15 protein-coding genes are annotated in these 18,698 nt (G+C 32.6%); all 15 read left to right on the forward strand.

What is annotated here, in order from left to right:
• Positions 1–23 precede the first annotated feature (23 nt).
• Positions 24–1,502, forward strand: a complete 1,479-nt coding sequence (locus BM227_RS02385) for a hypothetical protein (RefSeq protein ID WP_092910822.1) — start codon at positions 24–26, stop codon at positions 1,500–1,502.
• 59 nt (positions 1,503–1,561) lie between these two features.
• Positions 1,562–2,368 (forward strand): c-type cytochrome, encoded by an 807-nt coding sequence (locus BM227_RS02390; protein ID WP_092910825.1) that lies wholly within the window; start codon positions 1,562–1,564, stop codon positions 2,366–2,368.
• Positions 2,369–2,492: 124 nt separating this feature from the next.
• On the forward strand, positions 2,493–3,338 hold the full coding sequence (locus BM227_RS02395) for a hypothetical protein (RefSeq protein ID WP_092910827.1): 846 nt from the start codon (positions 2,493–2,495) through the stop codon (positions 3,336–3,338).
• Positions 3,339–3,389: 51 nt separating this feature from the next.
• Positions 3,390–5,252 carry a c-type cytochrome gene (locus tag BM227_RS02400; RefSeq protein ID WP_092910830.1) on the forward strand — a complete coding sequence of 621 codons (1,863 nt, stop codon included), beginning with the start codon at positions 3,390–3,392 and terminating at the stop codon, positions 5,250–5,252.
• A 118-nt stretch (positions 5,253–5,370) separates the two neighbouring features.
• Complete coding sequence (locus BM227_RS02405) at positions 5,371–5,676, forward strand: hypothetical protein (protein WP_143089678.1); 306 nt, start codon at positions 5,371–5,373, stop codon at positions 5,674–5,676.
• A gap of 486 nt (positions 5,677–6,162) precedes the next feature.
• Positions 6,163–7,449 (forward strand): immunoglobulin-like domain-containing protein, encoded by a 1,287-nt coding sequence (locus BM227_RS02410; protein WP_177201952.1) that lies wholly within the window; start codon positions 6,163–6,165, stop codon positions 7,447–7,449.
• 71 nt (positions 7,450–7,520) lie between these two features.
• Positions 7,521–7,739: a hypothetical protein gene (locus tag BM227_RS02415; protein WP_092910835.1), complete on the forward strand. Its 219-nt coding sequence runs from the start codon at positions 7,521–7,523 to the stop codon at positions 7,737–7,739.
• Positions 7,740–7,751: 12 nt separating this feature from the next.
• Positions 7,752–8,783, forward strand: a complete 1,032-nt coding sequence (locus tag BM227_RS02420) for a hypothetical protein (RefSeq protein WP_092910837.1) — start codon at positions 7,752–7,754, stop codon at positions 8,781–8,783.
• 200 nt (positions 8,784–8,983) lie between these two features.
• Positions 8,984–9,325: a hypothetical protein gene (locus BM227_RS02425; RefSeq protein WP_092910839.1), complete on the forward strand. Its 342-nt coding sequence runs from the start codon at positions 8,984–8,986 to the stop codon at positions 9,323–9,325.
• A 13-nt stretch (positions 9,326–9,338) separates the two neighbouring features.
• Positions 9,339–10,967 (forward strand): hypothetical protein, encoded by a 1,629-nt coding sequence (locus BM227_RS02430; RefSeq protein WP_092910841.1) that lies wholly within the window; start codon positions 9,339–9,341, stop codon positions 10,965–10,967.
• 11 nt (positions 10,968–10,978) lie between these two features.
• A complete protein-coding gene (locus tag BM227_RS02435) occupies positions 10,979–11,164 on the forward strand; it encodes a hypothetical protein (protein ID WP_092910843.1) in 186 nt (61 codons plus the stop codon).
• A 16-nt stretch (positions 11,165–11,180) separates the two neighbouring features.
• The gene (locus tag BM227_RS02440) at positions 11,181–13,049 is read left to right on the forward strand and encodes a type IV secretory system conjugative DNA transfer family protein (protein ID WP_092910845.1); all 1,869 of its coding nucleotides are present in this window, start codon (positions 11,181–11,183) and stop codon (positions 13,047–13,049) included.
• 860 nt (positions 13,050–13,909) lie between these two features.
• On the forward strand, positions 13,910–14,551 hold the full coding sequence (locus tag BM227_RS02445) for a hypothetical protein (protein ID WP_092910847.1): 642 nt from the start codon (positions 13,910–13,912) through the stop codon (positions 14,549–14,551).
• 52 nt (positions 14,552–14,603) lie between these two features.
• The gene (locus tag BM227_RS12680) at positions 14,604–14,762 is read left to right on the forward strand and encodes a hypothetical protein (protein ID WP_177201953.1); all 159 of its coding nucleotides are present in this window, start codon (positions 14,604–14,606) and stop codon (positions 14,760–14,762) included.
• The gene (mobF, locus tag BM227_RS02450; protein ID WP_092910849.1) at positions 14,759–18,688 is read left to right on the forward strand and encodes a MobF family relaxase; all 3,930 of its coding nucleotides are present in this window, start codon (positions 14,759–14,761) and stop codon (positions 18,686–18,688) included. Before BM227_RS12680 ends, mobF begins: the two co-directional genes overlap by 4 nt.
• Positions 18,689–18,698: the final 10 nt, after the last annotated feature.

Here is an 18,698-nt window from a genome sequence, read left to right on the forward strand (position 1 = left end):
CTATATACAAAAGGAGAATTGACATGAAAAAATTGATTATTAGTGGTATGGCAGCAGTTTCTATAGTTTCTATGTTGCAGGCCGCAGGTAACTACTTTCCTACTCATGCTTGTGCTCATATCGACAAAAAGACAGAAAAGGTAAGAAAGGTAAATTTTTATTGCAAGGCATACGATGATAATGATGAGATCATAGACATTTTTAGAAAAAATGTTAAATTGCCTTATGAAGAGTTTAAAATATTTAACGGCATGCATCTTCAGTACAAAAACTATGGAAGTGGAGATACTATAACCTGTGCAGCTGATAGCAATAACAATAATTCAAAATTGTGTAATAGTATATTTTATAGCACAACTGCAAGCGATGCGGTAGCAAGTGCAATTTCTTCTCCATTTACTGCAATTTCAGGGTTGTTAACAAGCGCTGCAGAGGGCAAATATAATGGTGTTGTGAAAGTTACGAAAACATTTGATAGAGAAAAGTTTGAAGAAGTCATTAACAAAAATAACTTGTATAAATATCAAGATATATATGAATCTATTTGCAAACGAAAAATAGAGTTAGAAAAAAAATATCCCTTTGCAAAGGGTAATGTAATATCAATATCAGATTTAAAAGATATAGATGATATAGCTAATTATGACTATATATCATTCTTTAACACAAAAGAAGCAGAGCTTGAAAAAATAGTACAAAAGAGAGAGGAAGAACGCAAAGCGAGACTGGCCAAACAAGAGGAAGAACGCAAAGCGAGACTGGCCAAACAAGAGGAAGAACGAGCAAAAGAAGAAAAGGAAATAAAAAAGCTGGTGAAACAAGCTAAAAGTGGTGATTTTGAGGCACTATATAAAATTTATAAAAGATCACTAGGTAAATCAGCTACTATTACAACAGAAAATGAGTTTGGCGATAAAATGACTGTAAAAACTTGTAAGATATCAGTTTTGTCGCCAAATCCAAGTTTTATTGAAAAAGTTGCTTTGACATCTCTATTGTTGAATACTCATAGTATAGAAGTTCCTAAAACAGCGCTAGATTCTAATATAAATTCCCAAGTGGTTGCAGGAGTTATTTTAAAAGAAATTAAATGGGGGTGGTTGCCACCTAGAATTTCTGTAAATTCATCATCGCTCAATATTAAAGGGAAAAAATTGACTATAGATGTTGATGTTAATTTTATTGCAAATAAAATAGGAAATTATTTAAATCCAACAAATGCTACTACGGCAAAAAAAAGAAATATACTTTTGAATTCATTTTTGCTAACAAGAATTAATTATCCATTTAGCAAGATGGGGGGTAAATGTAATCCAGAATTGAATGGTGTTAGTATAGTTGAAAATTTAATAGTTATTTCAAGTAAATTTAATGATCCAAAAGCAAGTAAACTATTATACTTGTTTGCTAGTCAAGCTAGTTACAAAGATATTACAAAATATCTTTTAAGTGATCCTAATGTAAAAAAAGCTTTCAAAATGATTTTGGAAAAAGTTAAATAAACTCTAGTGGTTAGAACAAAAAGGGATATAAAACCCATATATATAAAAGGAGCATAGTCATGAAAATTAAAACTTTAGTTGTTGCTATTTTTATAGCATTTATTGTTGATAGTGCCAACGCATATTTAGAAGATATTCCGTCCATGCGTAAAGTTGGTAATGCAGAAAGGGGATATAAGACTTTTATGGACGCTGGCTGTATAGGTTGTCATAGTGTAAAATCAACTGGTTTATCTGCAACAATGAAGCCTACAGAAGCTGCAGAATTATTAGGTGCTAATCCACCAGACTTAAGTAATGTAGGTTCAATTTTTGATTCTCATTTTTTAGCTGCATTTATTAAAAATCCAGCTCATGCTTTGAAAGTTGAGCATAAATTTACTGGTAAAAAAAAGTATCCATATCCAATGGTGCCGTTTCGTAGTATTAATGGCGACCTTGACCAAGAAGTTGCAGATATTGTAGCCTATTTAAAATATATTGCTAAAAAACCAGAAAATATTACTCCTAAAATGGCATTTGAAACAGCATGTGGACGTTGCCATTCGTTAAGAACTTTTAATTGGACACAAATTGGCAAAAAGCCTAAATTTAACAAAAGAAGTAGAGAGCTTTCATTTGAATTAAAGGTAGCTGAATATCAAGAATATTTAGCTGAATACCTTAGTAAATTACCGCCAGACCTTTCAGAGATAGCTCAAAAAAGGCAAAAAGAATATTTAAAACAATTGATTAAAGATCCTCAATCAAAAATACCAGGTACTGCAATGCCACGTGTTGGAGTGACAGAAGAAATGATTAATAAAATAATTCAATACTTGTTTGAAGCGTCTTTTTCTAAAAATTTTAATCTACACGTAAAATAGTAAAAAAGTAGGAAGAAAATTAATCTTCCTGCTTTTCTCTTTTAATAAATAAATCTTCCAAAAACTAACTACTCCAAAAAATATGTATATAGATATAACCAGATTCAAATCAAAGGAGTAGATTATGAAAAAAATGTTATTTGTTAGTGGAGTAGTTGCTATTTTGTTGAATGGATGTGCTGTTGTTAATGATATTCCAAGCCCAAAAGAGCTTTATACAAAAGCTTTTTATGCAGATAAAATAGATCCAACAGACATAAAAGCTTATGATGAATCTCATTATAAACAAGATGTATTGTTTGCTATGCCAAACGCTCATACTTATCAAGAAGCTTTGCAACAATATAAACAATTGCTTTCTTCTGCAAGACCTATTTTTAATCGAAGATCTGCTGTGCTTGCAAAAAAATTAAATACTCGTTACCGTTCTGTTGGTGGGATGAGTTGTGAGTATTTTAAAACTTGGATTAATTATGATAAAGGCTTACCAGTTTTTGTTATGAAGCATGAGCTAGGACAAAATGTAGAATGTGTTCCTGTCAACTACAGATCTGATTCAGGCTACAATAGACTAGATCCTAAACAACAAATGGGATTTTTATTTATAGACCCAAGTAAAAAAACAATTTACAGTGATAGAAATGCAGTTTTTGTAAAGTTTAAACCAAAAAAGATCGGTGATACTTATTACCTAGTTTTGGATGATACAAACATAAAAAATAGAAGCATATTATCGGAAGCAACGATGGTTGTTGCCAGTGGTGGTGATGTAATCATGAATGGCCAGTTTTTTATGGACAATGATGAGCTGATGGAGCTTGTAAATTTAAGTTTCTTTGATGCACTTAGACAAAATGAAAAACATGCAGAAAATTTTGTTAATATACAAACAGGAAATGACTTAAATTATGTAGATTCTAGATCAGAATATTATCGACAAAAATATCTTGAATCTTTGAAAAATAAATGAAAGGCAAACTATGAAAAAGATAGTAGTAATGTTAATAATGAAAGGCAAACTATGAAAAAGATAGTAGTAATGTTAATGCTGATGGTAATTGGTGCTTTTGCTGAAAATTCTAGCATTTTTAATTATGCTGAATATGAAAAAGCTTGCGAACAGGGTGATAGTGTTGCCTGTGTTGTATTGAGTAGTTATGAACTTATCATTAACAAGAATAAAGGTAGTTCTAATAAATTAATTTCTAAAGCTTGTTGGAGCGGAGATCCTACTGCTTGCAGTATTATAAAACTTAATACTGGCAGATCATGTGATATTATTGAAGATACTGTACTTTGTAATTTAACCAAAGAAGATAAATATTGTAAGTGTTTTTATGATAATTTTGCAAATATTAATTCAAAAGATAATAATTTTGCATTTATTTTAAAATTTATTTTAAAATTTCCAGTTCAAGTTGAAGATGGCCTGTTTTGGACAGGTGTTGAAATCATTGATTCATCTACTATACTTTTTAACTTTGAACTTAATGAGCAAACATTACAATTTATTAAAAAAGGGATGAATGAGAATCATTTAAATTGGAATGATGTTAAAAGAATAATTAAAAAAGAGGATTTGCTTAATTTGCAAAATAAATTTATTTCAGAATCAGCTCTTGCAACAGGACTTCTGCTTTTTTTGAAAAAGGGAGGGAAAATTAAGTATTTATACAAAGATGAAAAAGGAAATGAATTATTTAGTTACTATATAACAAAATACGATTTTGAACATCTTCCTGAACCAGCTTTAGCTAAACAGGCAGCAGCTATTTATGTTACATCAATTGAAAGCGGACACTATAGTTGTAATACTGAAATTACGAATGGATCAGGTGTTATGAATTGTGGTACTTTTCAAATCAAGTTTAGCTTGAAGACATATGATTATGATTTAGATAATACAGGTAATAATATTGCTGATTATGTTATTGAAGCTCCTTTTTCATACACACTAAATACACAAATTTCAACTATTTTGAAAAAGCGAGGTTATAATATTGGAAGCAATACAAATACAATAACACCATTTGTAAACTATCTAATAGCAGTTATTGATAAATATGCACCAATGCTTTTTATTACTACTAAAAATGACAATATTGGACTTCCAAGAAATAGAATGACTAACTCTAATGTTTTTAGATTTAAAAGTAAATTATATAAAGTTGCTGATGTTGCAAGCACTTTAACAAGATTAGCAAATAATGGTGAAACAGCAAAACTACAAAAGTTAATCGATCTCTTTTTGAGAGATACAATTTTAAAAGACAAACAAAATGAGCAAAATTATAAAAAAGTTCGTAATCGTAATAATTTAAAAAATACAAGTGTTCCGATTTCATCTTCTGATACTGATGATAATGGTAAATTGATATATTTAAATAAATGTGCAGGATGTCATGGTATCGATGGTAAAGGTGCTAAAGATAAAATTTCAGCGTATGGTATGAAAGGAGGAGAATATCTTATTAAAGAATTAAGAGATGATCTCACAAAATATGGAACTATAGATGGAGTATTGTCAATTATACACAATGGAACCACTGGAGGTTTTGGCTATCCGATGGGTACAATGCCTGGAGGACTTCTTGTGGATGAAACAGCTGAAGAAGTAGCTAAGTATGTTGCTAACGATATGAAAAGCAAAAAGCCTACTGTATTTGTTCTATGTGCAGGATGTCATGGTGCAGATGGTAAAGGTATGGGAGGGATGACCCCAAATCTTACAAAATATGGAACTATAGATGGTGTAGTTGATGCCATCAATCGAGGTAGTAAAATAAATAAATGGGTACAACCTATGCCATCTTTTAAAAATGAACTTACAGAAAAAGAGAAACGTGACGTTGCTGCTTATGTTCTTACATTTGGTAAAAAATAGATTAAAGGGGTATAAGCTTTGTAACTTATACCCCTTATATTATATAATCTATGAAAAGACTAAGTAAAGAAAGATAAAAATGATTAAAAAACTGATCACTATTACTGCAATAGCATTGTTGCCAAATTTATTCACTGGTTGCTCTTTTGAGTTTCAGTTTAAAGAACAGAATGATACTATAGAGGTTTATGATGATATCGGACTTACAGTTGGAGTAGAGAAAGCATTTGTGACGGTAATAAGATACAACAAAAGTTTTGAAAGATATTCTGATAAAAAAGATGAACTAATAAAAATAGTAAAAAGCAATTTGTGTAGTAATCTAGAAAGGCGTGTTTTAATCGACAAATACGATATGAAAATTAAAGCATTTTTGCTCTTTAATGATAGAACTGCTGTTATTACCATTTACGATTGTAATTAGAAAAGAAAAAATAGATTAAGAAACAATATAATAAATTAACTCCCCAAAAACTTTCATTTTCTTCTAGTATTACTTAAAATGTATTTTGTGTGTATCTAAACAATGGTTAATGTGTATCTAAGTAGTTGCTAGTGTGTAGTTAATGTGTGCTTTATGTGTAGTTAAGTAGTTAGTAAGTAGTTATACAAAGTAATTCCTCAAATTTCCTCTCCAAAACATACAATTTGATATTTCTCAAGTGCGGTATTTTAAGAAAATAGTGCGGTATTTTGGGAAAAGATACGATGCTTTGTAAAGTTTTCCAAATATATCTTGACTTTTTTATTAAATTATTTTGACTAAGTATGATTTTTTCGTAGTTATTTTTACTCAAAATGAATCTTCTGCAAAGATCTAACTGTTTTTAGAATACATAGCGGCACTTTGGGAAAAACTATCTAACTAAATATGTATATAGATGTAACTAATTTTCCAAAGGAGCAGATTATGAAAAAAACATTTTTGTTGTCGATTGTTGCATCTATTGTGCTGAATGGTTGTAATAGCGATAGTGCTTTGACTACTACAACATCTATTGCAACAACTGATCCAATTACAGTAGATGCAGATACTGTACCTCCAGTTATCAAGCTATTAGGTGATAATCCATTGACTGTGATTGTAGGTAGTGACTATGTTGATCCAGGAGCAACTGCTATCGATAATGTTGATGGTGCTGTTGGTGTTGATATATACAACACTGTTGATACTACCAAAGAGGGTGAATACAGTGTTATATATACTGCAGCTGATAGCAATAACAATATATCTAAAACAACGCGAACAGTAAAGGTTGTAGCTGCCGAAAACGACACACTCTACAACATTGTTTCTAGTCTGAAGTTAGTAGGATATGCTTCAGAAATTGCATTATCAAGTGATGGTACAAAGGCATATATAGCTGATGGTGCTAACGGCTTGCAAATAATCGATATTAGCGATCCTACTAATATTTCTATTATTAACAGTATTAATACAAGTGATGCATCCGCAATTGCATTATCATCTGATGGTGCAAAGGCATATGTAGCTGATGGTACTAACGGTTTGCAAATAATCGATATTAGCGATCCTGCTAATCTTTCTATTATTGGCAATATAGATTTGCCGGGCAATTTGTCAGGAATTGCATTATCATCTGATGGCAACAAAGCATATTTGACTAATACTGTTAACGGTTTGCAAATAATCGATATTAGCGATCCCACTAATCCTTCTATTATTAGTAGTATTGATACTGAACATGCTTTGGCAATTGCATTATCATCTGATGGTGCAAAGGCATATTTAGCTGATGGTGCTAACGGCTTGCAAATAATCGATATTAGCGATCCTGCTAATCTTTCTATTATTGGCAGTGTTAATACAAATGATACATACGCAGTTGCATTATCATCTGATGGAACAAAGGCATATTTAGCTGATGGTAGTAATTTACGAATAGTTGATGTTAGCAATGCTGCAAATCCTGCAATCATCGGTAACATAAATGCATTAAGTTATATAACTGCAATTGCATTATCATCTGATAACATAGCATATTTAGCTGACGGCAACAACTTAAGAATAGTTGATATTAGCAATGCTGCAAACCCTGTTGAAATTAAAAACATTAGTATGTCTCCAGAAACACCACTAAGCGTAACCTTATCAAGTGATGAAACAAAAGTTTTTGCAGGATGTGCTAATTTTGCAGATGAAAATGGCTCACTAAAGATAATCAATCTACCTTAAAAAATAAAAAGAATCTGCTCCACAAAAAATATGTATTCATAATGTAATAAATATTATTAAAGGAGCAGATCATGAAAGTAGGATTTTTTGGTGGTTTATTGCTATTAGGTTTAACTATCATTTTTGCAATGATAGCACTACAAAACAACAAGATAGCTAGAGAAATAGCAATAAAAAATTTTGGCTTAGATAAGCAAGCAATAGATCTAAATGATACCAATCGAACTAAACAACAAAGCGATTTTGATCGCAAGTTTGAAGAGTTTGATAAAAAATTTGAAAACTTCTAAGGAGGCTTGAAAATGAAAAAGATAATAGCAATATCTTTAATTGTGGCAACATCGCTTTTTGCTGATTTATCTACCTCGACACAAAAGCAAGAGCAAAAATCTCAAAGTTTGAGACAACAGCAACAAAGAGGCGAAACGGAACAATTGCAGCACAATAAGCAATTATCACAAGGAAAAGAAAAAAGTACATCAAAAAATATAACTCAAACCCTCAACAAAATAAGATCCACTACTCATACAGTCTCTAAAAGCAGCAGCGGCACTTGGAGAATTGAGTTAAATCCAATCCCTTATATTCTTATGAAAATGAGAGATCTTGGCTGGAATGAAAAAGCCTTTTTTTTAACCAATAGAGATGTTGGAACTTCTTACTATTTAGATGATGACGAAGAGATTATCGATTTAAATGCTCAATCTTATTATGAAGCTAAAGCAAAGATGAGAGGGCGACTAGAAAAAGATGTGATGAAAAAAGTAGCATATTATATACAGCTACTTAATTTTACTGGACAGGTAGCAGAGTTAGCAGCTGATAAAATGCAGCATTATCCAAAAGCAAGTTTTGAAAATATTGAAAAGCTTGCAGAAGAAGCAGTATCTAAAGCATATAAAGAGATTCGACCAAAACGCATAAATATCTACGAATGCAGATTTGCAGGCAATAATGACAGCTATACTTGCAATAATGGGCAATATTCTTTAATTTTAACAGGTAGCGTACCAACTCTTTTAAAAAATGGAATGGCTTATTATTCAAGCACAAACATCGGATTTGCAAAACCTACATTAACTATCACATTTGCTACAAACATAAATGACGCACTTTCAAAGCTTGAACAAGATCAGCAAACAGCCAGTATAGCTAAGATGATAAGAGAGTACACATCAAAATTAGAGAGTCAGGGTAAAACAGAAATTGCCCAAAAAATCAAAAGCAAATTTATAGAGAAAGCATTAACCGAGAATGTATCTAACACAGCTTCCGCAGTTGTAAATGCTATCAATTCTGCTTCTCCGGTTTCAGTTTTGAATATATTCAAGTAAGCAGTTTAAAAAATATGTATATAGATATAGAAAATTAAAAACGAGGAGGAAAACATTATGGAATGGTTTTATCTATCTGTCTTAGCAGCTGCTGTACTTTTCGGAAGTTGGCTAAAAGCAAAAGGCTTTTAAAAAATATGTATATATACAGAAGAAACAATTCTTCTGTATCCAAAAAATTAAAAAACAAAGGAGACAACATGTTAATCGAAATCAAAAACAAAGAGATGGTTAAACATCTTAAAAAATTGGCAGAGGAAGAGGGAGTTGAAGTAAATGACATAGTAAATGATCTATTGGCATTTTCAATGGATAATGCAATCGCAACACTGGCGATGAGAAGAATCGAATACGCGCTGATTAATGAGATCATACCATCTATTAAAAGTGCTCAAGTCAACATTTATGCTGCTAGAAACCAAATTACAAACATGCATGCAGATATCTTAGAGGATGCAGACCGTGCATTGGCAATTTCACAAGAAGCTGGAAAATTGGGAGAAGAGGTTGTTTTTGATAACAGTGATACTGACGATGAATAAAAAGAGGTGAGTCATGAATTATAGTCAAAAATCTATATATGATACACCGCCTGCATATATGCAACATGGTGATCCATATAGTTTTAATTCAAACAATGGATCATTATTCGATAAATATAAATCAAATAGCAACTCTGCTATTGCTGCAGCAAATAATGGTGAGTATCATAAAGATGGAACATTGAGTATGGCAGGTGCATTGGTGGGTGCAAAGGTAGCAGGTAGCGTGCTGGCTGCAGGCGCTGCAGCTGTAGGTGGACCAACAGTTGCGCTTGCAGTGATTGGAACGGCGATGGGAGCCGGCGCACTGATGGGATTGTCTGGAAGCAAGTTGCTAAGTGCTAAAAACTTAATGAAAGTAGCGAAAGGTGTAACAAATATTGCAAAAGCAGGCGTTAGTTTTGCAAAGAAGAATGTTCCTTTAGAAAAAGATAAATTTGATTCTAAAGAACAGACAATAGTAAAGAAAAACCAAGCAGTCAACGTCAAAGAGCAGGTGCAAAAGTTCAAAAAAAACAAGGATGTAATAAACAAGTTCAACAAAGCTATTAAAGATATTAGAAGCGATTTTAAAAAAGGTAAAGATGTCACCAAAGACGTCAAAGAGCTTTACGAACACCGTCCACCATCTCGAAAATCTCTCAAAAAGCTCCAAAATTTGGCAGCCGATAATATGATAAAACGATCAGCAGAACAAAATAACGGAGTAGTCGACAAAAAATTTATCAAACAAGAATATCAAAAGCTTGGTAAAGAGCTTGGATGGAGTGAAAGTCGCGTGAAAGATGAAATTTCGTCAGTGGAAAGGAGAATTGAACATCATAAAGATAAACTTAATATAAAAGAGAACAACAAAATAAGTGGCAAATTTGGAGAGATAATCAACAAAGCCGCTCAACAAAAGTCGAAACAAAATCAATTTTCTTTTAGCACAAAGGAGCAAAAAGGGCTGGGAAAGCTACAACCGAGCCGACAAATGGAAAATGCAACTTTCAAAGCTGCTCAACAACAAGTACAGCAGACACAACAGACGGTTCAACAACAGAAACCACAACAACAAAACGTAAAAGAAGATTTAAATCGAAAAAGCGTAGAGGCGGATCAACAGCAACAGAAAACTGAAGCTGCTAAAAAGTTTGATCAGAAAGTTGAAGCAGTTCAAAAAGACTTTGAAAGTGGTAAGGATGTAACACAGCAAATAAAAGATCTGCATAGTTTTAGAATACCAAAATCAGCTGATACACAAAAGTTGCAACAAGTGACAGCAGACCATTTCATCAAACAATCGGCAGTTCAAAACAAAGGTTTTGTAAACAAAGATCAAATCAAACAAGAGTATCAACAACTTGCAAAAGATAACAATTGGAGCAAAAGCAAGTTGAAAGAGGAGCTAAACTTTGTAGATAAACGAATTGAACATCATAAAGATAATTTGAACATAAAAGAAAATGGCAAAATGGCTGATTTTGTTTCATCTCAACAAAACCAAATGACAAAAGACCAAAGTCAGACAAAAACAGAGATGTCTGCAAAGATGACAGACAAACAGCAAGCAGATAACAGAACAATAGATACTCATAAAATGGTAGCAGCTGCTAATAACCAAAATCAGCAGCAGCAAGACCAAGACAGAAGCAGATAAGGAGAAAAACTATGAACACAAAAACACCAAGCAAACAGACAGAAGAGGGCTTTTTTGCAGCAGCAAAACAGCAGTCAGCGTACCAACAAAAAATGGAAGAGAGCTTAAAACGTAATCAAGTAAAAAACAAAATTCCATCAACTCAAAGTTATGAAAAGGGCTTTTATAATCAGCAAGATCAAGGTATGAGTAGATAGTATAAAAGGGCTAAAAATGCATAAAATAGAAGATAAAATCAGATCGGCAGCAAAAACAGGTCTAGATCGTTCACTCGATAATAATCGATATCGTGCAATGGAGAAGATCGAACACGAAACGCAGATGCGTTTGAAGGCTTTTGCTATTGAAAACGGGGTGTATTTAGCCCCGTTGTTAGTTTTAAATTTTGGATACTTTATTTATGCAATATATCAAAATTCAATGTTGCCATACGGACAAGATTATCCAATTTTTTCATTTACTTTCTTATCTGTTTTTTTTATATCTATAGTATTGACTTTTTTAAATTTAAAAGTTGTAAAACCTCTAATCTCTTCTAAAATTGAAAAACAGCAAGAAGAGCTTACAGAAGATGTTTATGTAAGTGGTAACAAGCTTATTAAGACGAAAGAGTTTAATAAACATATCGATAATTTTATTAAAGCAGAGTACAAAATCTCAGGTGATGAACGGGTAAAAGAACACTTTATTATCGATACTATCGAACTTGCGAATGATGATAAACAGTTTGAAAAAGATCCAGAAGCTATTAAATTGCCTAGAATTGCACTTTCAACTGGACTTTGTATATCGGGTGCGCCTGGCAAAGGTAAATCTGTTTTAATTAATCAAATAATTAAGCAGATACCAGATCATAACAATGTAAAAACCGTAATAATAGACGTAAAAGGTGAGTTCGTAGAGAAATTTTATAATCCAGATACAGATATTATCATATGCCCATCTGATCTAAGATCTTCAAAATTCTCTCTTTATAAGCTCATAAAAACCAAAATTGACACAGGTTCAATAGCTGAAATTCTAGTGCCAGACGACAAAAGCAGTCAAGATCCGCACTGGGTTAATGCTGCAAGAGCGGTAGTGGAGGGGTTATTACTCTATGCTGCTAAAAATGAACTAAGTAATGAAGAGATCTATGAAACTCTTTCAAACTTAGAATTGTTGATGAAAATAAAAGATGACAGTGAAGTTTTTCCAATCGTAGCTAATTTCCTAAGAGTAGACAATAATGGAAATCCATCTAAAGAGAGTGAATCTATCATCTCAACCGCTATCAGAAAAGCTAAAGCATTGCAGTATTTAGCTTATTTAGATGACCTTGAAACTGAAGAAATCGAGTTTAAAAGATGGTTGAAAAATGGCAAGAGTGGAAAGCTATTTTTGCTATCAACTGAAAACCTTAGTAAAGTTTTTGCACCGCTTTATGGAGTTATCACGAGCTATTTAATTTCTACAATCCTTGATGATAGAGACGATCTAAACCGTGATATTTACTTTATATTAGACGAGTTGCCACGACTTGGAAAAGCACTTGGTGAAAACCTTGAAAAAGGGCTTGCAGTAGGACGCTCAAAAGGTTTAAAATTTGTCATGGCAATCCAAAATTTCGATCAGCTCAAAAAAGAGTTTGGTGATAAAGAAGCAGACGCGATCTTTGGAACTACTAACAGCTACATAGTTTTTCAAAATTTTTACGGAGCTCAATTTTTAGAAAAGTTGTTTGGCAAAACTACAGTCATAAAAAATAGTGAAAGTATCTCTTTCAGTGCCGAACCGATGGGAGATAGAATTACTGTAAGTCGGAGAGAACAGACGGAAGCACTTATAAATGACGCTAAAATTCAAAGGCTTGAAAAATTTGAATTTTTTGCAAAAATCGAGGGTAGTAAAGATGTGCTTAAAGCTAAGTTAGCACCAAAATTCATTAAGGGCAAAAAGGCAGAGCGATATTGTGAAAACCCTAAAATGTATATTCGCAATATGGAAGCAGATCGAGAGAGACGAATCAAAAAAATCAAAAACAGATTTGTTAATCTTGAAAATGCAAAATATAGAACAGGCTCAATTAAAGTCGAATTCTAATCCTCAAAAGCCCTAAATATAGGGCTTTAAAAGCAGAAGTAACCAATCTATCGAACGTGAGTGACCAGCTGCAACCATTTTGTCGAACGTGAGAGCATTTTATCTGCTTTTTCATATATTTTAAGTGCTTATTTATTAATATCTAAAAAATAAAATGAATAAAAGTATTATAAAATTAAATGCTATAGAATACTTATTCTATATAGTTAAAGAAATTCAATTTTTTTACCAAACATTCGGTGTTAATGGTTGCAACTGCTATCTTATTCGGTGTTTACGGTTGCAGCTATAATTTTTTTGCAATCGTAACCACTTTTTCGAACGAGATGGACAATCGTAACCATTTTTTCGAATAGCTACTTTTAAAAGCATATTTTTAACTACTAAAATCTATATTAAACTACATTTTATCCACATTTTTACTTGCAAATAACCTTTTAATCCACAAAAAACATAAGATTTTAATAGATTATTCCTAATCTATTGTTACGATTGCTTTCTTTACCTCTTCTATTCCTAATTTGCAGTTACGATTGCTTCATATCCTCATAGTGTTGAAAATTTATGTATATAGGTGAGCAACAAAAAAGAGAATCAAAATTTTTGCTGCTCAAAAAATATGTATAAGAGTAGAGAGCAAAAGACGAACTTTGACTCCTTTTAAAAATTTCGCGCAAAAAAAAGCTTGTAAGTCTTAGCTCTCTACTACTAAAAGAAAGGAGAGGCAAACAATGCTAACACTATTGACAATTTTGGCAGTAGCGCCAATCGTACCAGTTGTTCCATTGCTCCCCCTTGTTGCTCTTTAAAAAGAGCCAGAACACAAATAAAAATAAAAAACAGATGGAGGAAAATTATATATGAAAAAGTTAACAGTCTCTTTAATAGCGGCAATTGCAATATCTGCAGCATCTGCAATGGCAAGTGATACAACATCATCAGATGCAATGACTGATGAACAAATTCCTACTCTAATTGCAGCAGGTGTAAATAGTAACAGTAGTGATGTATATGATATGTCATTGATCACTGAAATATCGTTTGTGGATGCAAATATAAATCTTGCATTTGAATACAGTAAAGATCTCTTATCTTTTCAGGCCAATAAATTGGTAGCAAGTTATGTTTTCAATGATTCAACAACTTCATCAATTGGGGTGAATGCAGGCTTTTTCAAATTCTATGATTTTGATAACAAAGAGGAAGTAGCGGAGGACTGGGAAACAACTCAAATTAAAACAGTTCCAAAATGGAAATCCTCGCCTGTTGGCGGTATAACGGGTAGTGTTGTTTATAACATAAATGAAAAAGTCTCTTTTTTCTCAAAGGCTAGTATTGATCTAGCAGCTGATGATTTTGATACTTTCTTTGATGCACAAATTGCAGTTGCACATAAAGATGGATTGGTTGGAGGCATTAACTACAGAAAAACTGATCTCTTTAAATCTGAAAACAGCAGAGATATGACCACATTTTTTGTTGGTTATGCATTCAACTGGTAAAAGTAAAGCCCGTTCTAACATCAGATCGGGCTTTTTTAAAAAGGAACTTCAGATGGAAAATACTAAACAAAACAAAGATACAAAAAGAGATTATTTTCTCTTTAATAGCGTGGACGAATATTTAAACTATTTATATCAGCTACATGAAAATACAGGCCAGAATAAAAAGGAAAACTACTCTAAAAAAGAAGAAAAAAAGGCTTTAAAATGATATCTACTCCTACATGGATTAATGCAAAATCAGCTTTACAATATCACGCAGATCAAAAGGACAACTACTATCAGAAAGAGGGCGATCTTGGCACTTGGCAAGGCAAAGGGGCAGAGGCATTAGGTTTTGCAGATGGAGAGGTCATTACCAAAGAGGATTTAGAGAAAGTCCTTTTTGGTAAAGATAAAGAGGGTAATCAAGTCCAAAAAACAAGATTAGATAAAGAGGGAGACCGTGCACGAGCAGGGCTTGATCTAACTTTTTCAGCTCCAAAATCTTTATCAATTGCTTATGAAGCTGCACAGGCTTATGGTGATAAAGATGCAGCAAAAGCAATTAGGGAAGCTCATGAGAAAGCAGTTACAAAAGTTTTACAAAAAATTGAAGATAACTATGCTCAAACCAGACTTACAGAAGATGGAATAACACGAAGAGTTGATACTAATAATTTAGTAATCGCTAAATTTACGCATGAAGTAGCAAGACCAGTAAGCGATGGTAACAGTGTAACAGTTGATCCATCTTTGCATACTCATGCAGTAGTTATGAATATGACGCAAACTGAAAATGGAGAATGGAGAGCAATAGAGAGTAAAGCCATCTTTCAAAACTACATCAAACTTGGCATGAACTATCGAACAGAGCTTGCAGCAAATCTTAAAGAGCTTGGTTTTGACATCCGAATTATAGACGCTAAAAAGGGCTTTTTTGAACTTAAAAATGTAGATGACAAAGTGATTGATGAATTTTCCAAAAGAAGCGAACAGTTAGATAAATTAACCAATGAACTAAAAGAGCAATATCCTAATAAAAGCGAAAATGAAATAAAGCAAATGGCAACTTGGAAAAGCCGAGAGTGGAAAGGTGAAATAGACAGAAAAGCAGTTTTGGAAGATAATAAAAGCAGATTAGAAAGTATAGGTTATAGCAAAGAAGATATTTTACAGCGAAATGAGCCTAAAGAACTTACAGATGAAGAAAAAGAGACATTAAAACAACAACAAAAGGGAATTGCAAATAAAGCAATAACCAACGCTATTGAAGCAGTATCAAGTCAAGACAGTGTATTTACATCTGAAGATATTTTGGAAAAGGCGGGAAAATTTGCACTTAAAGATCAACTACCCTTAGACGCACTTAATAAAGCACTTGATAGAAACAAAGAACTTATTAAGCTAACCGATAACTACTACACCACAAAAGAGATTATCAAATCCGAAAAGAGCCTTATAAAAGCAGTTAAAGATAAAAAACACAAAGTTGCATCTGTTTTTACCCAGAAAGAAGCAAAAGAAGCTATTAAAGAATATTCAAGCCAAAAAGAAGAACAAACAGGTTACGGATTAACTGCAGGACAAAAGAGAGCAGCTGCACATATATTAAGTAAAAAAGACCTAGTTATCGGCATTCAGGGCGACGCAGGAACAGGTAAAACGACAATGCTAAAAGCAGTTAACGAGCTTGTAGGTAATACAAAATTAATAGGACTATCTTATACCGGTAAAGCAGCAAGTGAGATCCAAAAAGCCACAGCCAGCAAAGAGGCTTTTAATAAAGCAGGGATACAAAGTCAAACGATAGCAAGGTTTTTATCTAAAGTTGACAAATTAGACGAAGCGGAACTTGTAGCATATAAAAACTCTAAATTGATAGTTGATGAAGCAAGTATGCTTGGAACTAAAGACGCTAAAAAGCTGATAGATTTTGCAAAAAGAGTAGATGCACAAGTTGTTTTAATTGGTGATGTTAAGCAGCTAAAAGCAATTAATGCAGGATCTCCATTTGAACTATTGCAAGAAAATGGAATGAAAACAGCGGTAATGTCAGAAGTGCTTAGACAAAAGGACGCTACATTAAAAGAAGCAGTAAGCCACTTGAACAACTATGACAGTGGAAAAGCGTTTGATGTACTTGATAAAAACGGACTTATAAAAGAAACTGAAAACGGTATAGAAGATGTAAAAAAAGAGTTTTTTAAATTTGATGACAAAGAAAATACGCAAGCAGTAGTATCTGGTAAAGAGAGCTACCGAGATAGTATTATTCTAACCAATACGAACAAACTCAAAGAAGAGCTTAATAATACGATTAGAGAAGAGCTTAAAGATAGAGGTGAAATAGGGAAAGAGGATTTTACATTTACAGTTAGAGAATCAGCCAGATTAAGACCGAGTGAAGTATATTTATCTGAAAGCTATAAAACGGGTAATTCAATATTTATTCAAAAGAGCATTGATGATTCAATAAAAGCAGGTGAAGAATTTGAAATTATAGATGTAAACAATGAAAAAAATAGTATCACTATTTCAAATAGTAAAGGTGATTTTAAACGAACTCTAAATCTTTCAAAATATGGAAATCACTTACAACAATATCAAGAACAGCAAAAAGATTTTTCAATCGGTGAAAAGATAGTTTTTGAAAAGAACGATAAAAAGCTTGGAGTAAGTAACGGAGAGACCGCAATTATCCAAAATATCGATAAAGAGGGTAATTTAACAGTTGCAAAAGACGGACAGGAACTACAATTCAATATCAATAATTACAGTTACATAAATCACGGTTACGCTATCACTACTCATAAGAGCCAGGGGCAAACCGCTAAAAATGTAGTTGCATATATGGATAGTAAGATCCAAAATTTCAACTCTTTTTATGTAAGTGTAACCAGAGCAACAGACAATCTAAAAATCTATACTGATAGTAAAGAGGATCTTAAAAAGTTTGTAGAGGTAGAACAAGAAAAGCTTAACGCAGTTCAGGCAGTAGAGAAATTAGCTAACAAAGAGGAAGAGTGGGGCAAAGAACAGGCAAATAAGATACCCGCAACACCTAAACAGCTACAAACCGCTAACAATATAGCAAAAGCCCTAAATTTAGAGTTTAACGAGACTTCAAAGTTTGCAACGGGGGAGTTCATAGAAGCTAATATTAAAGAGTATAAAAACTATTTAATGCAACAACCGGCAAGCGATAAACAGTTAGATTTTGCTAACAAAATATCTAAAACATTGGGGGTTGAGTTTAATGGAAACACCAGGGCAGAAACCAAAGAGTTTTTAGATAAATACAGCAAGGATTTTACAGAGTTTTTGAATGATAGAACAGGCTATTTGATAAAAACAGATCCAAATAACCTAAACCAAAACGAAAAAGAAGAATACTATCAAAAGTATTATCATGAAATTAGTAGAAATATCGCTAAACAAGACATTAACAACATAGATCGACTATATGAACATCTTGAAAAAACAGACCCAGAAGAGCTTAATACAATTGGAAAAGGCATTAAGCTAGAGAGCTATAAAAAAGCTTTTAGGGTTACTAATAAAGAGATAGTAAACAAGCTAGCCGAAAAATATTTTGGAGATGATTCATTTTTAAAAGATGTTTATGCTAAAAAACCGCTTGAACTTGCAAAAGAATTAAATAATAATGGGATAGATTACAAACACGAAAAAGAGCTTGCAAAAGCGGATCTAATAGCTGAAAAATACGATGAGTACATAACCGATAAAATGGTAAACGCAAATGATGAAAAAGAGTTTAACGAGCTTTTAAAAAAAGAGCAAAATTTCAAAGAGTTTATAGATGATTACAAACAAGAAAAACAAGACGAACACGACTATGATAAATTGATTGATAAAATAGATGAGCATATGCAAAATAAAGATCCTTACAGTGCTGCAAAACTGATAGAAGAGAATAAATATGTATTGAAAGAAGAAGATCTGGAGATAATGCAAATGCAGCTTGACAAAACTTTTGATGAGGCGATGGAGATGGAAACACCTAGAATTGAAAAACAGCTTAAGCAAGAAAAGAAGTATTGGAGTAGGGAAAATGAGAGCTTTTATAATGCTATAGCGGAAAATAAGGATAGCGAAAAACAAGAAGTTGTAGAGGATAATACGAATAGTAGATGATTTTATGTAT

The organism is Hydrogenimonas thermophila, from assembly GCF_900115615.1.
Taxonomy (GTDB): domain Bacteria; phylum Campylobacterota; class Campylobacteria; order Campylobacterales; family Hydrogenimonadaceae; genus Hydrogenimonas; species Hydrogenimonas thermophila.